The organism is Nocardia mexicana NBRC 108244 (genome assembly GCF_001613165.1).
Lineage (GTDB): Bacteria > Actinomycetota > Actinomycetes > Mycobacteriales > Mycobacteriaceae > Nocardia > Nocardia mexicana.
The window spans coordinates 69,004-85,160 of record NZ_BDBV01000018.1 but is presented as its reverse complement, the minus strand read 5'-3'; the positions used below and the strand labels follow the sequence as shown (position 1 = coordinate 85,160).

Genomic DNA, 16,157 nt, shown 5'->3' with positions numbered 1-16,157 from the left:
CGACCGCAATCCCTGCCACAGCCCGGAAAGCTCCGACTCGAGGCTGGAATTCGTTGCCAGGATGTAGCGGTCTTCGTGGGGCGGATCCCGCGCAGAACCAACTGGAGGTCTTCTTTTACGGCAGGCAACATACCGTGTGGAGTCAGGGACGGCAATTCGGAGATCGGCTCCCGTGAATGGCGATTCTTGCTGCGCACAACATGTTTCGCAAGGCCCTGGATGGCCGGCCGGTGACCCGCCGCCAAAGCGACTGGTCATCGCCCCAGGATGGCCCGGCGTGTCGGATGTTTGCTTCTCAGTCGACTCTCAGTCGTTGCAGTCAGACTGAGAGTCATGCGCATTCTGGTTGTCGATGACGATCGGGCGGTACGGGAATCGCTGCGCCGATCGCTCACCTTCAACGGCTACACCGTCGACCTGGCCGTCGACGGGGTCGACGCCCTCGACAAGGTGGGAGCCCAGCGGCCCGACGCCCTCGTACTCGACGTGATGATGCCGCGGCTGGACGGGCTCGAGGTGTGCCGCCGGCTGCGCAGCACCGGCGACGACCTCCCGATTCTCGTTCTGACCGCGCGGGATTCGGTATCCGAGCGGGTCGCCGGCCTCGACGCCGGGGCCGACGACTACCTGCCCAAGCCGTTCGCGCTGGAGGAACTGCTGGCCCGGTTGCGCGCGCTGCTGCGCCGCACCACCGCCGATCCGGGGGCCGACTCCTCGGAGACGATGACGTTCGCCGACCTGTCGCTGGACCCGGTCACTCGCGAGGTCTCGCGCGCCGAGCGATCCATCAGCCTCACCCGCACCGAGTTCTCGCTGCTGGAAATGCTGATGGCCAATCCGCGCCGGGTGCTGACCCGCAGCCGCATTCTCGAGGAGGTGTGGGGCTACGACTTTCCGACCTCCGGTAACGCGCTCGAGGTGTACATCGGCTACCTCCGCCGCAAGACCGAGGCCGAGGGCGAGACCCGGCTGATTCATACCGTGCGCGGCGTCGGCTACGTGCTGCGCGAGACGCCGCCCTAGGAGTGCCGTAATTGTGGGAAGGACAGCTCCGCGCCAGCCGGTCGTCGCCGGCTTGCGGCCGCGGGCGGAGGCGCACGAGATGCGCCCGCCCATGCCGCTGACCCGATCGGTCTCGCTGCGCTGGCGGGTGACGCTGCTGGCGGCCTCGGTGGTCGCGGTGGCGGTCGCGGTGACCTCGATCGCGGCCTACGCCATGGTGGCCCGCGCCCTGTACGCCGATGTCGACAACCAGCTGCGGTCGCGCGCCGACGTGATGATCAACGCCGACATCGACCTGCAGGGTTTCCAGGTGATCGTCGGGCTCAGCAGCCTGTACTCCAACGACCTCGGTATCGCGATCATCTATCCGGGTGCGGACCGGCCGTGGCGGCCGCCGCAGCCGCTCGACCCTCCGATCGCGGCGGCGGAATGGGCGGTGGCGCAGGGCCGTTCCCACGACTCGCTGCGCACCGTCGGCAATCAGCGGGTGCTGGCCGAGCGCACGAACTCCGGCAGCACGCTGGTGATCTCGCGGTCGCTGCAGCCGACCAAGGAGATATTGGATCGGCTCGCCCTGCTCCTGTTCGTCATCGGCGGCTGCGGCGTGGTCCTGGCGGCGGCCGCGGGAACCACGGTGGGGCGCACCGGATTGCGCCCGATCGCCCGGTTGACGTCGGCCACCGAGCGGGTGGCCCGCACCGACGACCTGACCCCCATCCCGGTCTCCGGTGACGACGAACTCGCCCGGCTCACCGACAGTTTCAACACCATGCTGCGCGCCCTCGCGGAATCCCGCGAACGCCAGCGCAGGCTGGTCGCGGACGCCGGGCACGAGTTGCGCACGCCGCTCACGTCGCTGCGGACCAATATGGAGCTGCTGATCGCCTCGCAGCGTCCCGGTGCACCGCCGATTCCCGAACAGGATATGGCGGAGCTGCGCGCCGACGTGATGGCGCAGATCCAGGAGCTGTCCACGCTGGTCGGCGACCTGGTGGACCTCGCCCGCGAGGACGCCCCCGAAACCGTGTACGAGCGAGTCGATCTGGGCGAGGTGGCCGAGCGTGCCCTGGAGCGCGCGCGACGTCGGCGCACCGGCATCGAATTCGCCGCCGAGTTGCGCCCGTGGTTCGTCTACGGGCACGAGGCCGGGCTGGAACGCGCGATTCTCAACGTGCTCGACAATGCGGCGAAGTGGAGCCCGGCGGGTGCACGGGTGCGCGTCGATATGCGCGAAACCGGTCCGGGCCTGCTGGAATTCACCGTCGACGACGCGGGGCCCGGAATCCCGCCCAACGAACGGGAGCTGGTGTTCGAGCGCTTCTACCGCACCACCGCGTCGCGCTCGATGCCCGGATCCGGGCTGGGACTCGCCATCGTCAAGCAAGTCGTGACTAAGCACGGTGGAACCATCACAATCGACACATCCGATCGTGGCGGAGCACTGATCCGCATCGTATTGCCGGGTGAGGGCGCCGCACCCGCTCTCACGGAGAACTGAAAGCGCGGTCTCAGTCCGCTCTCAGTCCTTGTCACCAAGCTGGGCGACAGACTCGAGGAGAAACGAGAGAAATGACCGAGGATTCGAAGGACAGGCGGGACGAGTCGGCCGAGACGCCGGTCGGCCCGGGCTCGCACCCCGAAGCACCGGGTCGACAGCCGACCGAGGAGTTCCCGACAGCCGTGCCCAACGAACCACAGCCGAACCAGCCCTATTCCGGTGCGCCGCAAGCGAACCAGCCCTGGGCCTCGAACCAGCCGCAGCCCGGGCAGCCGAACCAGCCGCAGCCCGGGCAGCCGAGCCAGCAGCCCAGCATGCCGCAGCCGAGCCAGCCGCAGCCCGGTGCCGCGCAGCCGCAGCCCGGCGCGGCGCAGCCGGTTACCGGAGCCGCGCAGCCGGATACCGCCGGGCAGCCGGATACGGCCGCGCAGCCGCAAGCCGCTGCCGTGCCGCCGTCGCCGTACGCGCCGCCCGGCGGGCAGCCGACCGAGCCGGTGACCGCGCAGCACTCGGCCTACCCGCCCGATCCGGGCACCCACCACACCGCGCCCATCCCGCCCTACCCGCATGGCTACGGGGCGCCGGGGGAGCCGGGTCAGCCCGTCGCCGGGTACCCGCCCGCCGGACCCGCGCCGCGCCGCGGCCGCACCGGCCTGGTGGCCGGGGCTGTCGTGCTGGCGCTGGTCAGCGGTGGCATCGGCGGTGCCGTCGGTGCGCTCGTGACCGGCTCCGACGACAACTCGGTGGCCACCAACGCGCTGAACGCGCCGCCGCCCAAGGCGGGCCAGCCCGCCGCCAACGCGCCGGCCGGGACCGTCCCCGCGGTCGCGCAGCGGGTGGTGCCCAGCGTGGTCATGATCCGCGTGGCGGGCGCCCGGGCCGAGGGCGAGGGCTCGGGCGTGGTGCTGACGTCCGACGGGATGATCCTCACCAACAACCACGTCGCCAGCGGTGCGGGTCCGAACGCGAAGATCGAGGTGCAGTTCAGCGACGGCAGCGTCGCCTCCGCCAGCGTCGTCGGCCTGGACCCGATCTCGGATCTGGCCGTCATCAAGGCCGACAAGTCCGGCCTGACCCCGATCGAGCTGGGTTCCTCGCAGAATCTGCAGGTCGGTCAGTCGGTCGTGGCGGTCGGCTCGCCGCTCGGCCTGGCCGGAACCGTCACCACCGGCATCGTCTCGGCCCTGAACCGGCCGGTGTCCACCAGCGGGGAGGAGGGCGGCGGGACCCGCTCGGTGATCTCCGCGGTCCAGACGGACGCGCCGATCAACCCCGGCAACTCCGGCGGCGCGCTGGTCGACATGAACGGCAATCTCATCGGCATCAACACCGCGATCGCCACGCTCGGCTCCTCCGAGCTCACCGGCCAGCAGAGCGGTTCCATCGGGCTCGGCTTCGCCATCCCGGTCGACCAGGCCCGCCGGGTCGCCGATCAGCTGATCAAGACCGGTCACGCCACCTACGCCCAGATCGGCATGTCGGTGCGCCCGGCCGATGACATCAACGGCGCCCGGGTGCTGGAGGTGACGCCGGACGGCCCGGCCGCCAAGGCGGGTATCCCGCCGGGTTCGGTGGTGACCAAGGTCGACGACCAGGTCATCGACTCCGGCAACGCGCTGGTGGCCGCCGTCCGCTCGCATCAGCCCGGCGACAAGGTGAAGGTCACCTACACCGATGACAAGGGCCAGAACCCGAAGACCGTCGAGGTGACCCTGGCCGCCGCGCCCGCGGACGGAGCCCCCCGATGATCGACCGCCCGCGCCCGGTCTCGGTCCTGGCCGACCACCGCTCCGGACCAGGGGACACTGCGCCGATGTCGGCGGTGGACGCTACGGTTAGCGGCATGGAAATCGATGCCGCTGTCGCCGGCCGTGCCCTTGTCGTGGTCGTCGACGACCGAACCGCGCACGGCGGGGTGGATTCGTTGGGGCCGTTGGTGACCGAGCTGCTCTCCGAGGCCGGATTCCTGGTCGACGCCACGGTCTCGGTGGCCATGGACGAGGTCGAGATTCGCAACGCGCTCAACACCGCGGTCATCGGTGGCGTCGATCTGGTGATCTCGGTCGGCGGCACCGGCATGTCCCCGCGCGACGTCACCCCGGAGGCCACCTCCGAGGTGCTCGACCGCGAGCTGCCGGGTATCTGCGAGGCGCTGCGTTCGTCGGGGCTGGCCGCGGGATCCCTCGACGCCGGGCTGTCCCGTGGCCTGGCGGGGGTGTCCGGAAGCACGCTGGTGGTCAATCTGCCCGGCACCCGCGCCGCGGTGCGCGACGGCATGGCAACCCTGGGCCCGCTGGTCTCCCGGGTTATCAACGAACTGTCCGGATTGGAAGAGTGACAGACACGCCGCGCGAGGAGCATCCGGCCCCGAGCCCGCGCCGTTCCGACGGCCCGGCACGGGGCCGTTCGCGTTCCTCGGCCGAGGCCGCCAGGCTGGCGCGCATCTTCGGCGACACCCTCCCGCAAACAACCAGTGACGAGCGCGGTCCCGACGGCGAGCGACCGGTCTCCTCGGACGACTGGTTGCGCTCGCAGGTGCCCCCTCATCACGGCTGACTCCGTGTATTACGGAGCTATTACGACGGCTCAGATGCGCCATGCCGTCGTAATCCGCTCGAATCCGAGCACTCACAGCATTTATGCGTAAATCGTGATGAGTATCCCCGCTTGATGTGATCCAGATCACACCCCCTTTACAGGGCCTTACGTTGTCACGGCCTCGCCGGTGCGTTTAATGTCCAACTTTGGGCTGCTCCACCTGCGGTTCCCAACGGCTTGAGGAAGGCGTGCCGGCGCCGACCTCAGCGGGACATAGCCCGGTCCCGACCGTTGGTTGTCGTTGCCGGAAGTTCGTCGTCGGTTACACGGCGGCAACAAACCAGCGACAAACTGAGCTGGGCCTGAAAGGACCGCTTTTCAGCCTCGATGGTCGAGGCTGACGTTAGAAACCTGATGAGGGGAAGTATGAGCGAGAACCGCACCATCGGTCTGCGGCGTGGTGCCCGTTTCGCGGGCATCGGCGCGGCCGCAGCCGTGGCCATCGGCCTGTTCTCCACCGGTGCTGCCAACGCCGACACCTTCGTGCCGTTGCCGGACGGCCAGAAGGCGGGTCCGAACGGCGTTGTGATCACCCGCACCGGAGAGCACGCAACCATCTCACCGTCCCTGGCGGCCAACGGTGCCGGGCGCACCGTCTGGGTGTCGGGCAACGCGATCGCCGACGTGCCGAACGCACCCGAGAGCACCGTCGGCCCGAACAACGGGCCACTCAATTCGCCGGGGACGAACAACTCGTCCACGCACGGCACGTCCCAGGTCAACAGCGGCTACATCGTGGGCTGCCAGGTCAACATCGGCTCCGACGCCATCTCGGCCGGAATCTCCGGCGGGATCAGCATGACCGATGCCAGCATCGGCGGTTCCATCGGCCTGGAGCTGGGCCCCGGCGAGGTCAAGTTCGTCCAGATCGACTACAAGGACATCACCAAGCCCGGCCGCTACTCGGTCGAGTACCAGGATGCGGAGATCCAGATCCAGAACTGCGCGGGTTATGCCCAGGCGCGGTCGTACACCGTGGTCGAGGTCGTCGGTAATCACTACTCGAAGACCACCCTCTACGGGCAGCCGTTCTCCATCGGCTGACGTTTCGATTCCGCCAATCCCATTCCCGCGTAAAGCGATTCACCCTCGAGGGACCAAATTATGAACATCCGAAAGTCCGTGGTTCGCGCGGCCGGTATCGGCGCTGTCGCCACCGCCGCCCTGGGCCTGTTCTCCACCGGCGCCGCCAATGCCGACACGTTCGTGCCGCTGCCGGGCGCCGACCTGACCAAGACCCTGTCCGACGGCACCGTGGTGCACGTCTACGTCGACGGCGAGTCGGCGAACATCAACCCGTCGATGGGCTCGACCCCGGTGCACCGCAACGCGTGGGTCTCCGGCACCGCGCACGTGGACATCTCCGGTGACACCACCGCCACCGGTGGCTCGATCTTCCCCGGCTATGTCGTGGGCTGCCAGGTCAATATCGACGGCGGCGGCGTCAACGGCGGGCCCGAGGCCGGCGCCGAGTGGGACAGCGAAGGCAATGTCACTCCGTCGCTCAAGGGCACCGGCGGCGGTGACCTGACCCTCGGACCCGGCCAGGCGCAGTCGTTCTACATCCTCGATCTCGAGCAGGCGGACGACTTCGGCAACGAGTCGCACAAGAAGCGCAACAAGTTCAAGGGCAGCAGCGGCTCGGTGTCCTGGGCCGACTCGACCATCGGCCTGAGTGGCTGCGGCGGCTACGCGCAGGCGCGTTCGTTCGTCAACGTGGAGGTCGAGACCGACAACGTCATCAGCTGGGTGACGGTGTGGGGCCAGCCCTTCAGCCTCGGCTGATTCCGGTCGTGAACCCGCCGGAATGACGGCGACGTCACAGCGATGGGCCCGGTGCCGCGTGCACCGGGCCCATCGTTCGTATCAATACTCAGAGCTCGGTGTCGTTCAGGCTCCCCGGTGTTCGGGACTCGTGTCGGCCACCGGCGCTCCGGCCGCTCTCGGCGAGCAGATCGCGGATTTCGCGCAGCAGCTCGAGTTCGTTGGCCTCGTCCTTGGAGGCGGCGCCCCAGCGCTTCTTGGCCCTGGCCGCGGGCATCACGAGCACGAAGTAGAGGATCGCCGCGATGATCAGGAAGTTGAGCGCGGCGGTGACGATCGGGCCGATCGCGATGAAGGTGGCCGGTTTATCGGCCACCAGCTGGACGCCCCAGCCCAGTTCCTCGCCACTGTCACCGAAGATGGCCAGCAGCGGGTTGATGATCCCGTTGGTGAATGCCGTGACGATCGCGACGAAGGCGGTGCCCATCACCACCGCAACCGCCAAGTCGATCACATTCCCGCGAAGCAGGAAATCCTTGAAACCCTTCAGCATTGCGGCTCCTGTCTCATCACCGCGCCCCTGCGAATCGTAGGTAAGGGCTGGTAGCGGCGTTGGACGCGGTGGATGACTGGGTTCGGTTCGGGTAACTCGGATGCTACTCGAGTTCTGGGGCAAATGTTCGGCGATCTTGATGAACTAATGGAAGACGACGGTCAGGGCGGTGTGCAGCGAGGCGGCGGCAACCGCGGTCGCCCGGGTGGCGTCGAGTGCGACCAGCACGATGCGCTCCTCGGCTCCGCGCGTCTTCCCGGCGCCCGCGATCAGCACGACCGCGGCGTCGACGGCCAGTGTGCGGGGCGGCCCGGTGCCGTGGGCGCCGTCCGCGGACTCCTCGGCCGCCACCACATCGACCCGGTCGCCGGTGCGCAGAATGTCGGCAACGGCCTTGTCCGCCAGGCGAATCGGCACTATTCGCGCCTCCGGAGTTCCGGCCGCCACCGCGGCCAGGCGCGGCCCGATCACGCGCAGGTCGGTGAGGATCTCACCGGCGCGCACGGCGCCCGTCGCGGTCGCGCCGAGCAGCGGCGCGAGTTCGCGGGCGGCGCCTTCGGGCAGGGTGCCGGCGGGTAGTGGCTTGCGGCGCAGATCGCCGACGTCCAGTATTCGGCCGGGGGCCAGGTCGCGCGCGGCGACGACCACCTCCACCTGCTCGGTCCGGGGGTTGCCGCGCAGGAACAGGGCACCGGCGAGCACCGCGAGGATCGCGGCGAGCAGGCGGCGCGCCAGAGTGGCGTCGGCCCAGGCGGGCCGGTACCGAATCGCCAGGTCCCAGCGTGGGCCGCGGCCGAGGTCGGCATCGGGACGCGATCGCTTCATGACCGGCACGCTACGACCTGCCGGGGACGTACCCTGCTGAAAATCAGCTGGTCATCGCCGAGCTGTGGATAACGATGCGGCTGTGGACAACTCGCGCGCCGGAAGGTGCCGGATCAGGCGGCGGAATCGGTCTTGGCGGAGCTGGAGCTGCTGGACGTCGTGGCAGCGGAACTGCTGCTCGACGATTCCGAACTCGACGAGGAGGACTCCTTGGCCTTGGCGGGCTCGCTCGCGGTCGACGAGCCGTTGCGGCTGTCGGTGCGGTAGAAACCGCTGCCCTTGAACACGATGCCGACCGAATTGAAGAGCTTGCGCAACTTACCGCTGCACTTCTCGCAGGTGGTCAGGGCGTCGTCGGAGAACGACTGAACGATGTCGAACTTATCGCCGCACTGCGTGCACTGATACGAGTAAGTAGGCACTTGCGAACCTCCACAGTCTCTGCCGCTTAGCACTCTACAGCCGACAGTGCCAACATAGCCAATTCGACATTAATTCCCGTCCGACCGGTCGCCCAATCGGTGCAGTCCGCCGCCGGGGGTCAGCGCCCAGCCCATGCGCCGATCGTGCGGTTCCTCCGGCAGCCGTCGTACCAGCTCATCGTCCCGCACGACCGCGATCAGCGCCGCGGCGGGGTCGGCCGCGGGCAGGGTGCGGTCGTAGTAGCCGGCGCCGCGGCCCAGCCGGACGCCCCGCCGATCCACCGCGAGCGCCGGGATCAGGATCACCGCAGCCGATTCGATCGCGGCGGGCGACATCCGGGCGCCGGTGGGCTCCAGCAGCCCGAATCGGGCGGGGCGCAATGCCTCCGCGTCGCCGTACTCGGCCCAGTCCAGGGGGCCCGGCGCTCCGGTCACCGGCAGCAGGACGCGGGACCCGGCGGAGCGCAGCGCGTCCAGCATTGCGATCGAACCGGGCTCGCCCCGAATCGGGACGTAGGCGGCGATCCACTCGGCCCGCGGCCATTGCGCGGCCAGCCGTGCGGCGGCCGCGGCGAGCGCCGCCGACTCCGCCTCGCGCACAGCCGGTTCCACCGCCGCGCGGCGTGCCAGCAATTCCGTGCGCCAAGCCTGTTTGTCCCACCGACCGGGTCCTTGCACACCGGTCACCTTAAGCAGCCGTGCACCGTGCGCCGTCACCAGACCGAACGTCGCGGCGGCGCCCGGCTCGGGCGGTCTCGCCCCCGGGGTCGTCCGGCCTCAGATGCGCCGCGCGGCGCGGGCCGGGCAAACGTGACGTTCGGACGGGGTCGCGCCGGGAAAGGTTTTCGGTGCAGGTCGGCGGGTACTAATCCAACCAACCTCGAACGCCGAGGGGCGGCGTGAGGGTTGCTCGATGCGCGGGAGTCCGGCGTGACCCATATGCGGCCGCCGACATCGGCCACCGGCTCCCGCCGGTGTGATCGCGAGTTCCGCGCATTTCGTTCGGCGCGCTCACGACCCCGATGCCCCTTAGGCTCTCGAAGACGCGAGACCGGTGCGAAGCCGCATCGGTCGACGACTGCAGATGGATAGGGTGTGCTTATGACAGCATCGCGCAGCGATTCCGTGAGGGGTGGCGGCCGGGCGACGGGTGGGCGTGACGCCGGATCTGATGCCACGCAGCCCACACAGGCCTGTTTTCGCACGGCGGTGGTGCCCGCGGCCGGACTCGGGACACGATTCCTGCCCGCGACCAAGACGGTGCCGAAGGAACTGCTGCCGGTGGTGGACACGCCCGGCATCGAGCTGGTCGCGGCGGAGGCCGCCGACTCCGGCGCCGGTCGTCTGGTGATCGTGACCTCGCCCGGTAAGGACGGCGTGGTCGCGCACTTCGTCGAGGACCTGATGCTGGAGAGCACCCTCGAGGAGCGGGGCAAGTTCCACCTGCTGGAGAAGGTGCGCAAGGCGCCGGGCCTGCTGGACGTGACGTCGGTGGTGCAGGAGGAGCCGCTGGGGCTCGGCCACGCGGTGGCCCAGGCCGAGCAGGTACTCGACGCCGACGAGGACGCGCTCGCCGTGCTGCTGCCCGACGACCTGGTCCTGCCCAGCGGTGTGCTCGAGGTGATGGCCCGGGTGCGGCGCAAGCGCGGCGGTTCGGTGCTGTGCGCCATCGATGTGCCCAAGGACGAGGTGAGCGCCTACGGCGTCTTCGATGTGGCCACGGTGCCCGATGCGGCGAATCCGAATGTGTTGCGCGTCAAGGGCATGGTGGAGAAGCCCGAGCTGGCCGACGCGCCGTCGACCTACGCCGCGGCCGGGCGCTATCTGCTCGATCGCGCGATCTTCGACGCACTGCGCCGGATCGAGCCCGGCGCGGGTGGTGAGCTGCAACTCACGGACGCTATCTCGCTGCTGATCGACGAGGGTCACCCGGTTCATGTTGTGGTGCACCGTGGGTCGCGCCACGACCTGGGCAACCCGGGCGGTTATCTTCGTGCTGCGGTCGATTTCGCTTTGGAGCGAGACGAATACGGCCCCGCGCTGCGTGAGTGGCTGGAGCGTCGGCTCGCTCCCGACTGGAATCCGCAGCTGACCTCGTCCGAGTGACGGGGGCAGCCCGGTTTCTCGTCGTGCGGGGTCGGAAGGACGCCGGACATATGAGGGAAGGGCTGCATGCGCTCGGTTGAGGACCAGCAGATCAAGGTGACCGCGGCGGCCGTCGCCCCGCGGCCCGTCCGGGTCGCGATCTCCGAGGCCCAGGGTCTGCTGTGTGCTGAGGACGTCGTCACCGAGCGGCCGCTACCCGGCTTCGACCAGGCGGCGATCGATGGGTACGCGGTGCGCAGCGTGGATGTGCAGGGCGCCGGTGCCGACATCCGCGACGAGGACGGCGATCCGATCGATCTGACGCTGCCGGTGGTCGGCGAGGTGGCCGCGGGGTCGCGGCAGCCGATCCGCCTGCAACCGCGCCAGACCGTGCGGGTCGACACCGGTGCGCCGCTGCCCACGCTGGCCGACGCCGTGCTGCCGCTGGACTTCACCGACGGCGGCCGGGCTCGGATCAAGGTGTACGAGCCGGTGCGTTCGGGGGATTACGTCCGCCGCATCGGCGATGACGTGCAGCCCGGCGATATCGCGGTCCGGGCGGGCACCATCATCGGCGCGGCACAGGTGGGACTGCTGGCCGCGGTGGGCCGCGACAAGGTGCTGGTGCATCCGCGACCGCGGCTGTCGGTGATCTCGATCGGCGGGGAACTGGTCGACATCGACCGCACGCCCGGCCCCGGTCAGGTCTACGACGTGAACTCCTACGCGCTGGCGGCCGCGGCCCGCGACGCCGGCGCCGATGTGAACCGGGTGGGCATCGTCAGTGCCGATCCCCGGCGGCTGCGCGATGTGGTGGAGGGGCAGCTGGTTCGCTCCGAGGTGGTCGTGATCGCCGGTGCGGTCGGCGGCTGGGCCTCCGAGCAGATTCGCGAGGCGCTGGCCGGCCTGGGGGAGCTGGAGATCGCCCGGGTCGCCATGCACCCGGGCTCGGTGCAGGGCTTCGGGCGGCTGGGCCGCGACGAGGTGCCGACCTTCCTGCTGCCGTCGAATCCCGTTGGCGCGCTGGTGGTCTTCGAGGTGATGGTGCGGCCGCTGATCCGGATCGCACTGGGCCGGCGGCATCCGATGCGCCGGGTCGTGCGGGCGCGCACCATCATGCCGATCACGTCGATGCCCGGCCGGCGCGGTTATCTGCGGGCGCAGCTCATGCGCGACGAGCAGACCGGTGAGTATCTCGTGCAGCCGCTCGGCGGCAACGGCTCGTCGCACCTGCTGTCCACGCTGGCGGAGGCGAACAGCCTGATCGTGCTGGAACCGGATGTCACCGAGGTGCGCACCGGTGACGAGGTTCCGGTCGCCTTTCTCGCCCAGCGCGGGTGAGATGTGGACATGAACGTGTTCCGGGCCGCCCAGCACCCGGGCTGGCCGGCGCATCTCGGTCCGGTGCGGGTGGCCGCGGGTCAGGTCACGCTGCGGCCGATCCGGTTGCGTGATGCCGCCGCGTGGGCGCGGATCCGGGTCCGCGACCGCGATCACCTGGAACCGTGGGAGCCGACCGGCCGCGGTTCGTGGGAGGCGCGCAACCATCCGTCCAACTGGCCGTCGCTGTGGTCGAGCCTGAAGGCGGAAGCCCGTCGCGGAGCGATGATTCCGCTGGTGATCGAGGTCGACGGGTCGTTCTCGGGCCAGCTGACCGTCGGCAATATCGTGCGCGGCGCGCTGCGTTCGGCCTGGATCGGCTACTGGGTCGCCAAGGACGTCGGCGGGCAGGGCGTGGCCACCGCCGCGCTGGCAATGGGCCTGGACCACTGCTTCGGACCGGTGGGCCTGCACCGGGTGGAGGCGACCGTGCGCCCCGAGAACCTGGCCAGCCAGGCCGTGCTCCGCAATGTCGGCTTCCGCGAGGAGGGTCTGCTGCGCCGCTACCTCGACGTCGACGGCTCCTGGCGCGACCACCTGCTGGTGGCGATGACCGCCGAGGAGATCTCGGGCACCGTGGTCGAACGCCTGGTCCGCGCGGGCCGGGCGACATTGTCCTGAATGTTACTCATGTGATGGGTGTGGGCGGCGCGCCTGCGGGATATTCCTGGGGCGCGGCACTAGCCTACGGACGTCGGTGGTGCGTCCTGCGCTACCGGAAGGGAGCCTGCGAAGTGACCCGACGAGGCGGCGGTGCGACCGGCGCGGCGGCGGGACGCTGCGCCGGTGATGAGGTGAAAACCGTCGAAGGGATATCAGCCAGGCGGGGACGGAGGTGCGAGCGCGATGCCGAATTCGATCTTGTGGGTCGGCCTGGTCGTGCTCTGGGTCTTCGTGCTGTTCCCGATGCTCGCCGATCGGCATCCGCGCATCCGGCGCACCACGGATGCCGCTCTGGCCACCCGGGTGCTGCACCGCGGCGGCACCAAGCGGCGCATGAAGAAGGGACCGGCGGCCGGGCACGAGTCCGACCCGGACTGGGTGCCGACCCGCGTGCACAGAAAGCTTTCCCACGGCGATGATGCGGAGGATCGGATGACGACATCGGCCGATGAGTCCGTCACCGAGCGCGACGACGAGACCGCCCGCGACCGCGACCGCGACGAGCCGGTGGCGGCCGATACCGACAGTGAAATCCTCGACGCCGAGATCGAGGACGCCGAGATGGACGACGCCGACCTCGATGACGCTCGGTTCGACGACGAGGCCGAGATCGACGGTGCGGCAACCGATGACGTGAACGATGTCGACGAGCGCGACGCGCCCGCGACCGCGGAGGACGACACCGAGTACGACGACGAGCAGCCGTCCCCGGCGATGGCCCGCATCCCTCCGGCCCGCGCGGCCGCCGACCCGGCGCTGCTGCCCGAGATCGATGAATCCGATTCCGGCGACGAGGATTTCGTACCGACCCGCCGCGGTCGCGGCGGCTACGACCCGGAGTCCGACGCCATCGCCCGCCGCGCCCGCTACCGGTTCCGGCAGCGCACCGCCCTCGGGCTGGCGCTGAGCGCACTCATGTTCGGCGCCTTCGCCTTTGCCGTGGCGCCGATGCTGTGGTGGGGGTGCGCCCTGTCGGTCGGGGTGCTCGGCGCCTACCTGGTCTACCTGCGCCGCCAGGTGCATATGGAGGAGGAGATCCGCCGTCGCCGCGCCGCGCGCCTGTCGCGGGGCCGCGGACGGGCCGAGGATGCCGAGTCCGGATCGGCGCGCCGCGAGGACGAGGCGATCGACCGCGATGCCGCCCGCGTTCTGCGCCGCCGCGCCGTCGTGATGGACATCGACGACGAGGACGCCGCGTTCGATCACCTGGAGACCTTCGACGCGGCCGCCGCTCGCGCCACTCGGAATCGCGCGGCGGGCGGCGAAATCCGCCGCGCCGCAGGCGAATAGGGAACTCCCAGCCGATGCCGAGGCGTCGGTGCTGCTGAGCGCGGTCCCGGCGGCCGTGATGCGGCGACGTCGTGAGGGGCAGCCTGGCACTACGATCGGGGACGCAATCGGCGGGAGAGGAGTCGGCCTGATGGGCGCCAGGAAGGCGGTGCCGACCGCCGAGGCGATCGACCGGCGCCGCGAACTGCTCGACCGGCTGGCAGAGGTGATCGCCGAGGACGGCATCGAGGGCGTCAGCATCCGCGCCCTGGCCGCGCGCGCCCAGGTCTCGATCGGCACGGTGCAGTACTACTTCTCGACGAAAAACGACCTGCTGCAACGGGTCTGGGAGCATGTGCGCGACGAGGCCGCCCGCCGTTTCGCGGCCTCGGACGCCCCCGCGCTAACTCCGGAGGAGCGCCTGAACCGCCTGGTCGACCTGCTCATCGCCCCCGGCCCCGACGACATCCTCGCGCGTGTCTGGCTCGCGCTGGTGGCCCGTGCCGCCCACGATCCGGAGATCGCCGCCCTGCACCGCGGGCAGTGGAGCACGATCGAGGGCCTGCTCGCCCGCACCCTCACCGCCGTCAACCCTGCGCGCGCCGGCGATGCCACCGAGGCCGCCGCCGAACTCCTGGGCCTCCTGGACGGCGTCACCATCGCGATCCTCACCGAACCCGATCGCATGCCCTCCGCCCGCGCCACCCGCATCGCCCGCGCCTGGACCACCGCCTGGGCCAAGGGCTGAGTTTCACGCACCCCTTACACGTTCACGCACCCTCTGCACGCGCTTGGAGAGGGTGCGGGAACGAGCAGGGGGTGCGGGAAGGGTTGGTGCACGGGCAGGGAGGGGTGGGTGTGACATGCTGGGCCGGGCGGCGGGGTGACTCGAGGTGAGGTGTCGAGGGTGGCTGACGAGGGTGTGGAACTGGTCGCGGGCGCGGCGCGGATGGTGGTCGACGCGTCCACCGGGCGGATTGCGCGTTTCCGGGTCGGTGATCTCGAAGTGCTGAAGACCGGAGCGCGCTTCGGCAGCTTCCCGATGGCGCCCTGGTGTGGGCGCATGCGCGACGGCGTGCTGCGGTGGGACGGGCGCGACTACCGGCTGCCCCGCAATGCCGAACCGCATGCCATCCACGGCACGGTGCGCGACCACCCGTGGGAGGTGGTGCGCCGCACGGAGAGCGAAGTCGTTCTCGCCCAGGAGCTTCGGGAGCCCTGGCCGTTCGCCGGTCGGGTCATCCAGTCGTTCGCGTTGACCGGCGAATCGGCCACGTTCCGCATGAGCGTCGAATCGGCGTCGGATTCCTTTCCCGCACAGGTCGGTTGGCACCCCTGGTTCGAGCGGCGCCTCGGACCCGATGCCGCGGCGGTCGAGATCGACTTCGCCCCGGCATGGCAGGAGGAGCGCGGCCCCGACTACCTGCCCGACGGCAACCGCATCGCCCCGCTGCCGGGACCGTGGGACGACTGCTTCGGCATGCCCGACGGCGTGCTGGTCACGCTCACCTGGCCGGAAAGTCTCGAGCTGACCGTGCGCAGCCCGCTGCGGTGGGTGGTGGTGTACGACCTCCCCACCGACACCGTGTGCATCGAGCCGCAGTCTGGTCCGCCGAACGGGCTGAACACCGCGCCGCAGGCGGTCTCCCCGGACGCTCCGCTGATCGCCGGGATGTCTTGGCGCTGGCGCCCGCTCGGCTGAGCAGGGTGGGCCGTGCGCAGGGGCTCACCGGACGCGGGAGGAGTCGGGAACCAGGTGCCCGGCCTCGACCAAGGTCCGCACCGCCGCCCGCCGTCTCGGGCACTCCTCGGTCCGGCAGGACAGGTGCATCTGCATGATGGCGTGGGCTTTTTGCGGGGTGAGCTGGAGGGGTTCGATCCAGCAGGTACTGAACATGTCCACGTCGGAGGCCTCTTCTTCGATCCCTGAAACACCGGAGGGCGTCGTGTGGGGTGTGCGCCGACGCCGGTGTGATCGAGGCTATTCAGCATTTCTGTCCGAAAGAATGTGCCGACGGGACGGAATGTTGGTAATTTCGGACAGTGGTTTCCTTTGGTGGTCCGCCCGGCGTGCTACCCCACAGCAGCGTCAGTGTGC

18 protein-coding genes are annotated in these 16,157 nt (G+C 69.9%); 13 read left to right on the top strand and 5 right to left on the bottom strand.

The annotated features are described in order from the left end of the window. Positions 1-333: 333 nt before the first annotated feature. The 7 genes from NM1_RS06265 to NM1_RS06235 all read left to right on the top strand — a co-directional run bounded on the left by NM1_RS06265 (position 334) and on the right by NM1_RS06235 (position 6,883). Positions 334-1,023: a response regulator transcription factor gene (locus tag NM1_RS06265; protein WP_068014864.1), complete on the top strand. Its 690-nt coding sequence runs from the start codon at positions 334-336 to the stop codon at positions 1,021-1,023. A gap of 79 nt (positions 1,024-1,102) precedes the next feature. Then, entirely contained in the window at positions 1,103-2,500 is a 1,398-nt protein-coding gene (locus NM1_RS06260; RefSeq protein WP_084519214.1) for a sensor histidine kinase, read from the top strand. Positions 2,501-2,571: 71 nt separating this feature from the next. After that, positions 2,572-4,248 (top strand): trypsin-like peptidase domain-containing protein, encoded by a 1,677-nt coding sequence (locus NM1_RS06255; protein ID WP_084519209.1) that lies wholly within the window; start codon positions 2,572-2,574, stop codon positions 4,246-4,248. Positions 4,249-4,343: 95 nt separating this feature from the next. Beyond that, positions 4,344-4,838, top strand: a complete 495-nt coding sequence (locus NM1_RS06250; RefSeq protein ID WP_114699514.1) for a MogA/MoaB family molybdenum cofactor biosynthesis protein — start codon at positions 4,344-4,346, stop codon at positions 4,836-4,838. Further along, a complete protein-coding gene (locus NM1_RS06245) occupies positions 4,835-5,056 on the top strand; it encodes a hypothetical protein (protein WP_068014856.1) in 222 nt (73 codons plus the stop codon). The genes NM1_RS06250 and NM1_RS06245 overlap by 4 nt, the downstream gene beginning before the upstream one ends. Before the next feature lie 408 nt (positions 5,057-5,464). Then, positions 5,465-6,142 (top strand): MspA family porin, encoded by a 678-nt coding sequence (locus tag NM1_RS06240; RefSeq protein WP_068014853.1) that lies wholly within the window; start codon positions 5,465-5,467, stop codon positions 6,140-6,142. Between the two features lie 60 nt (positions 6,143-6,202). Next, the gene (locus tag NM1_RS06235) at positions 6,203-6,883 is read left to right on the top strand and encodes an MspA family porin (protein ID WP_068014851.1); all 681 of its coding nucleotides are present in this window, start codon (positions 6,203-6,205) and stop codon (positions 6,881-6,883) included. Positions 6,884-6,971: 88 nt separating this feature from the next. Here NM1_RS06235 and mscL read toward each other — a convergent pair whose 3' ends face one another. From mscL to NM1_RS06220, 4 genes are all read right to left on the bottom strand, one after another. Beyond that, the gene (gene mscL, locus NM1_RS06230; RefSeq protein ID WP_068014847.1) at positions 6,972-7,415 is read right to left on the bottom strand and encodes a large conductance mechanosensitive channel protein MscL; all 444 of its coding nucleotides are present in this window, start codon (positions 7,413-7,415) and stop codon (positions 6,972-6,974) included. A 144-nt stretch (positions 7,416-7,559) separates the two neighbouring features. Continuing rightward, the gene (locus NM1_RS06225) at positions 7,560-8,240 is read right to left on the bottom strand and encodes an SAF domain-containing protein (RefSeq protein ID WP_068014844.1); all 681 of its coding nucleotides are present in this window, start codon (positions 8,238-8,240) and stop codon (positions 7,560-7,562) included. A gap of 113 nt (positions 8,241-8,353) precedes the next feature. After that, a complete protein-coding gene (locus tag NM1_RS40845; protein WP_084519208.1) occupies positions 8,354-8,662 on the bottom strand; it encodes an FmdB family zinc ribbon protein in 309 nt (102 codons plus the stop codon). Positions 8,663-8,731: 69 nt separating this feature from the next. Then, the gene (locus tag NM1_RS06220) at positions 8,732-9,340 is read right to left on the bottom strand and encodes a 5-formyltetrahydrofolate cyclo-ligase (RefSeq protein ID WP_068014952.1); all 609 of its coding nucleotides are present in this window, start codon (positions 9,338-9,340) and stop codon (positions 8,732-8,734) included. A 423-nt stretch (positions 9,341-9,763) separates the two neighbouring features. On the opposite strand from NM1_RS06220, the gene NM1_RS06215 reads away from it, so the two are divergent. The 6 genes from NM1_RS06215 to NM1_RS06190 all read left to right on the top strand — a co-directional run bounded on the left by NM1_RS06215 (position 9,764) and on the right by NM1_RS06190 (position 15,761). Next, entirely contained in the window at positions 9,764-10,768 is a 1,005-nt protein-coding gene (locus tag NM1_RS06215) for a UTP--glucose-1-phosphate uridylyltransferase (protein WP_246011147.1), read from the top strand. 66 nt (positions 10,769-10,834) lie between these two features. After that, positions 10,835-12,088, top strand: a complete 1,254-nt coding sequence (gene glp / locus NM1_RS06210; protein ID WP_068014834.1) for a molybdotransferase-like divisome protein Glp — start codon at positions 10,835-10,837, stop codon at positions 12,086-12,088. Between the two features lie 9 nt (positions 12,089-12,097). Further along, a complete protein-coding gene (locus NM1_RS06205) occupies positions 12,098-12,748 on the top strand; it encodes a GNAT family N-acetyltransferase (RefSeq protein ID WP_114699539.1) in 651 nt (216 codons plus the stop codon). 225 nt (positions 12,749-12,973) lie between these two features. Continuing rightward, the gene (gene sepX / locus NM1_RS06200) at positions 12,974-14,080 is read left to right on the top strand and encodes a divisome protein SepX/GlpR (protein ID WP_068014833.1); all 1,107 of its coding nucleotides are present in this window, start codon (positions 12,974-12,976) and stop codon (positions 14,078-14,080) included. A 130-nt stretch (positions 14,081-14,210) separates the two neighbouring features. After that, positions 14,211-14,807, top strand: a complete 597-nt coding sequence (locus tag NM1_RS06195; RefSeq protein ID WP_068014831.1) for a TetR/AcrR family transcriptional regulator — start codon at positions 14,211-14,213, stop codon at positions 14,805-14,807. A 159-nt stretch (positions 14,808-14,966) separates the two neighbouring features. Next, the gene (locus tag NM1_RS06190) at positions 14,967-15,761 is read left to right on the top strand and encodes an aldose epimerase family protein (RefSeq protein ID WP_068014829.1); all 795 of its coding nucleotides are present in this window, start codon (positions 14,967-14,969) and stop codon (positions 15,759-15,761) included. 24 nt (positions 15,762-15,785) lie between these two features. On the opposite strand, the gene NM1_RS41965 is transcribed toward NM1_RS06190, so the two are convergent. Beyond that, the gene (locus tag NM1_RS41965; protein ID WP_157123850.1) at positions 15,786-15,962 is read right to left on the bottom strand and encodes a hypothetical protein; all 177 of its coding nucleotides are present in this window, start codon (positions 15,960-15,962) and stop codon (positions 15,786-15,788) included. Between the last annotated feature and the right edge of the window lie 195 nt (positions 15,963-16,157).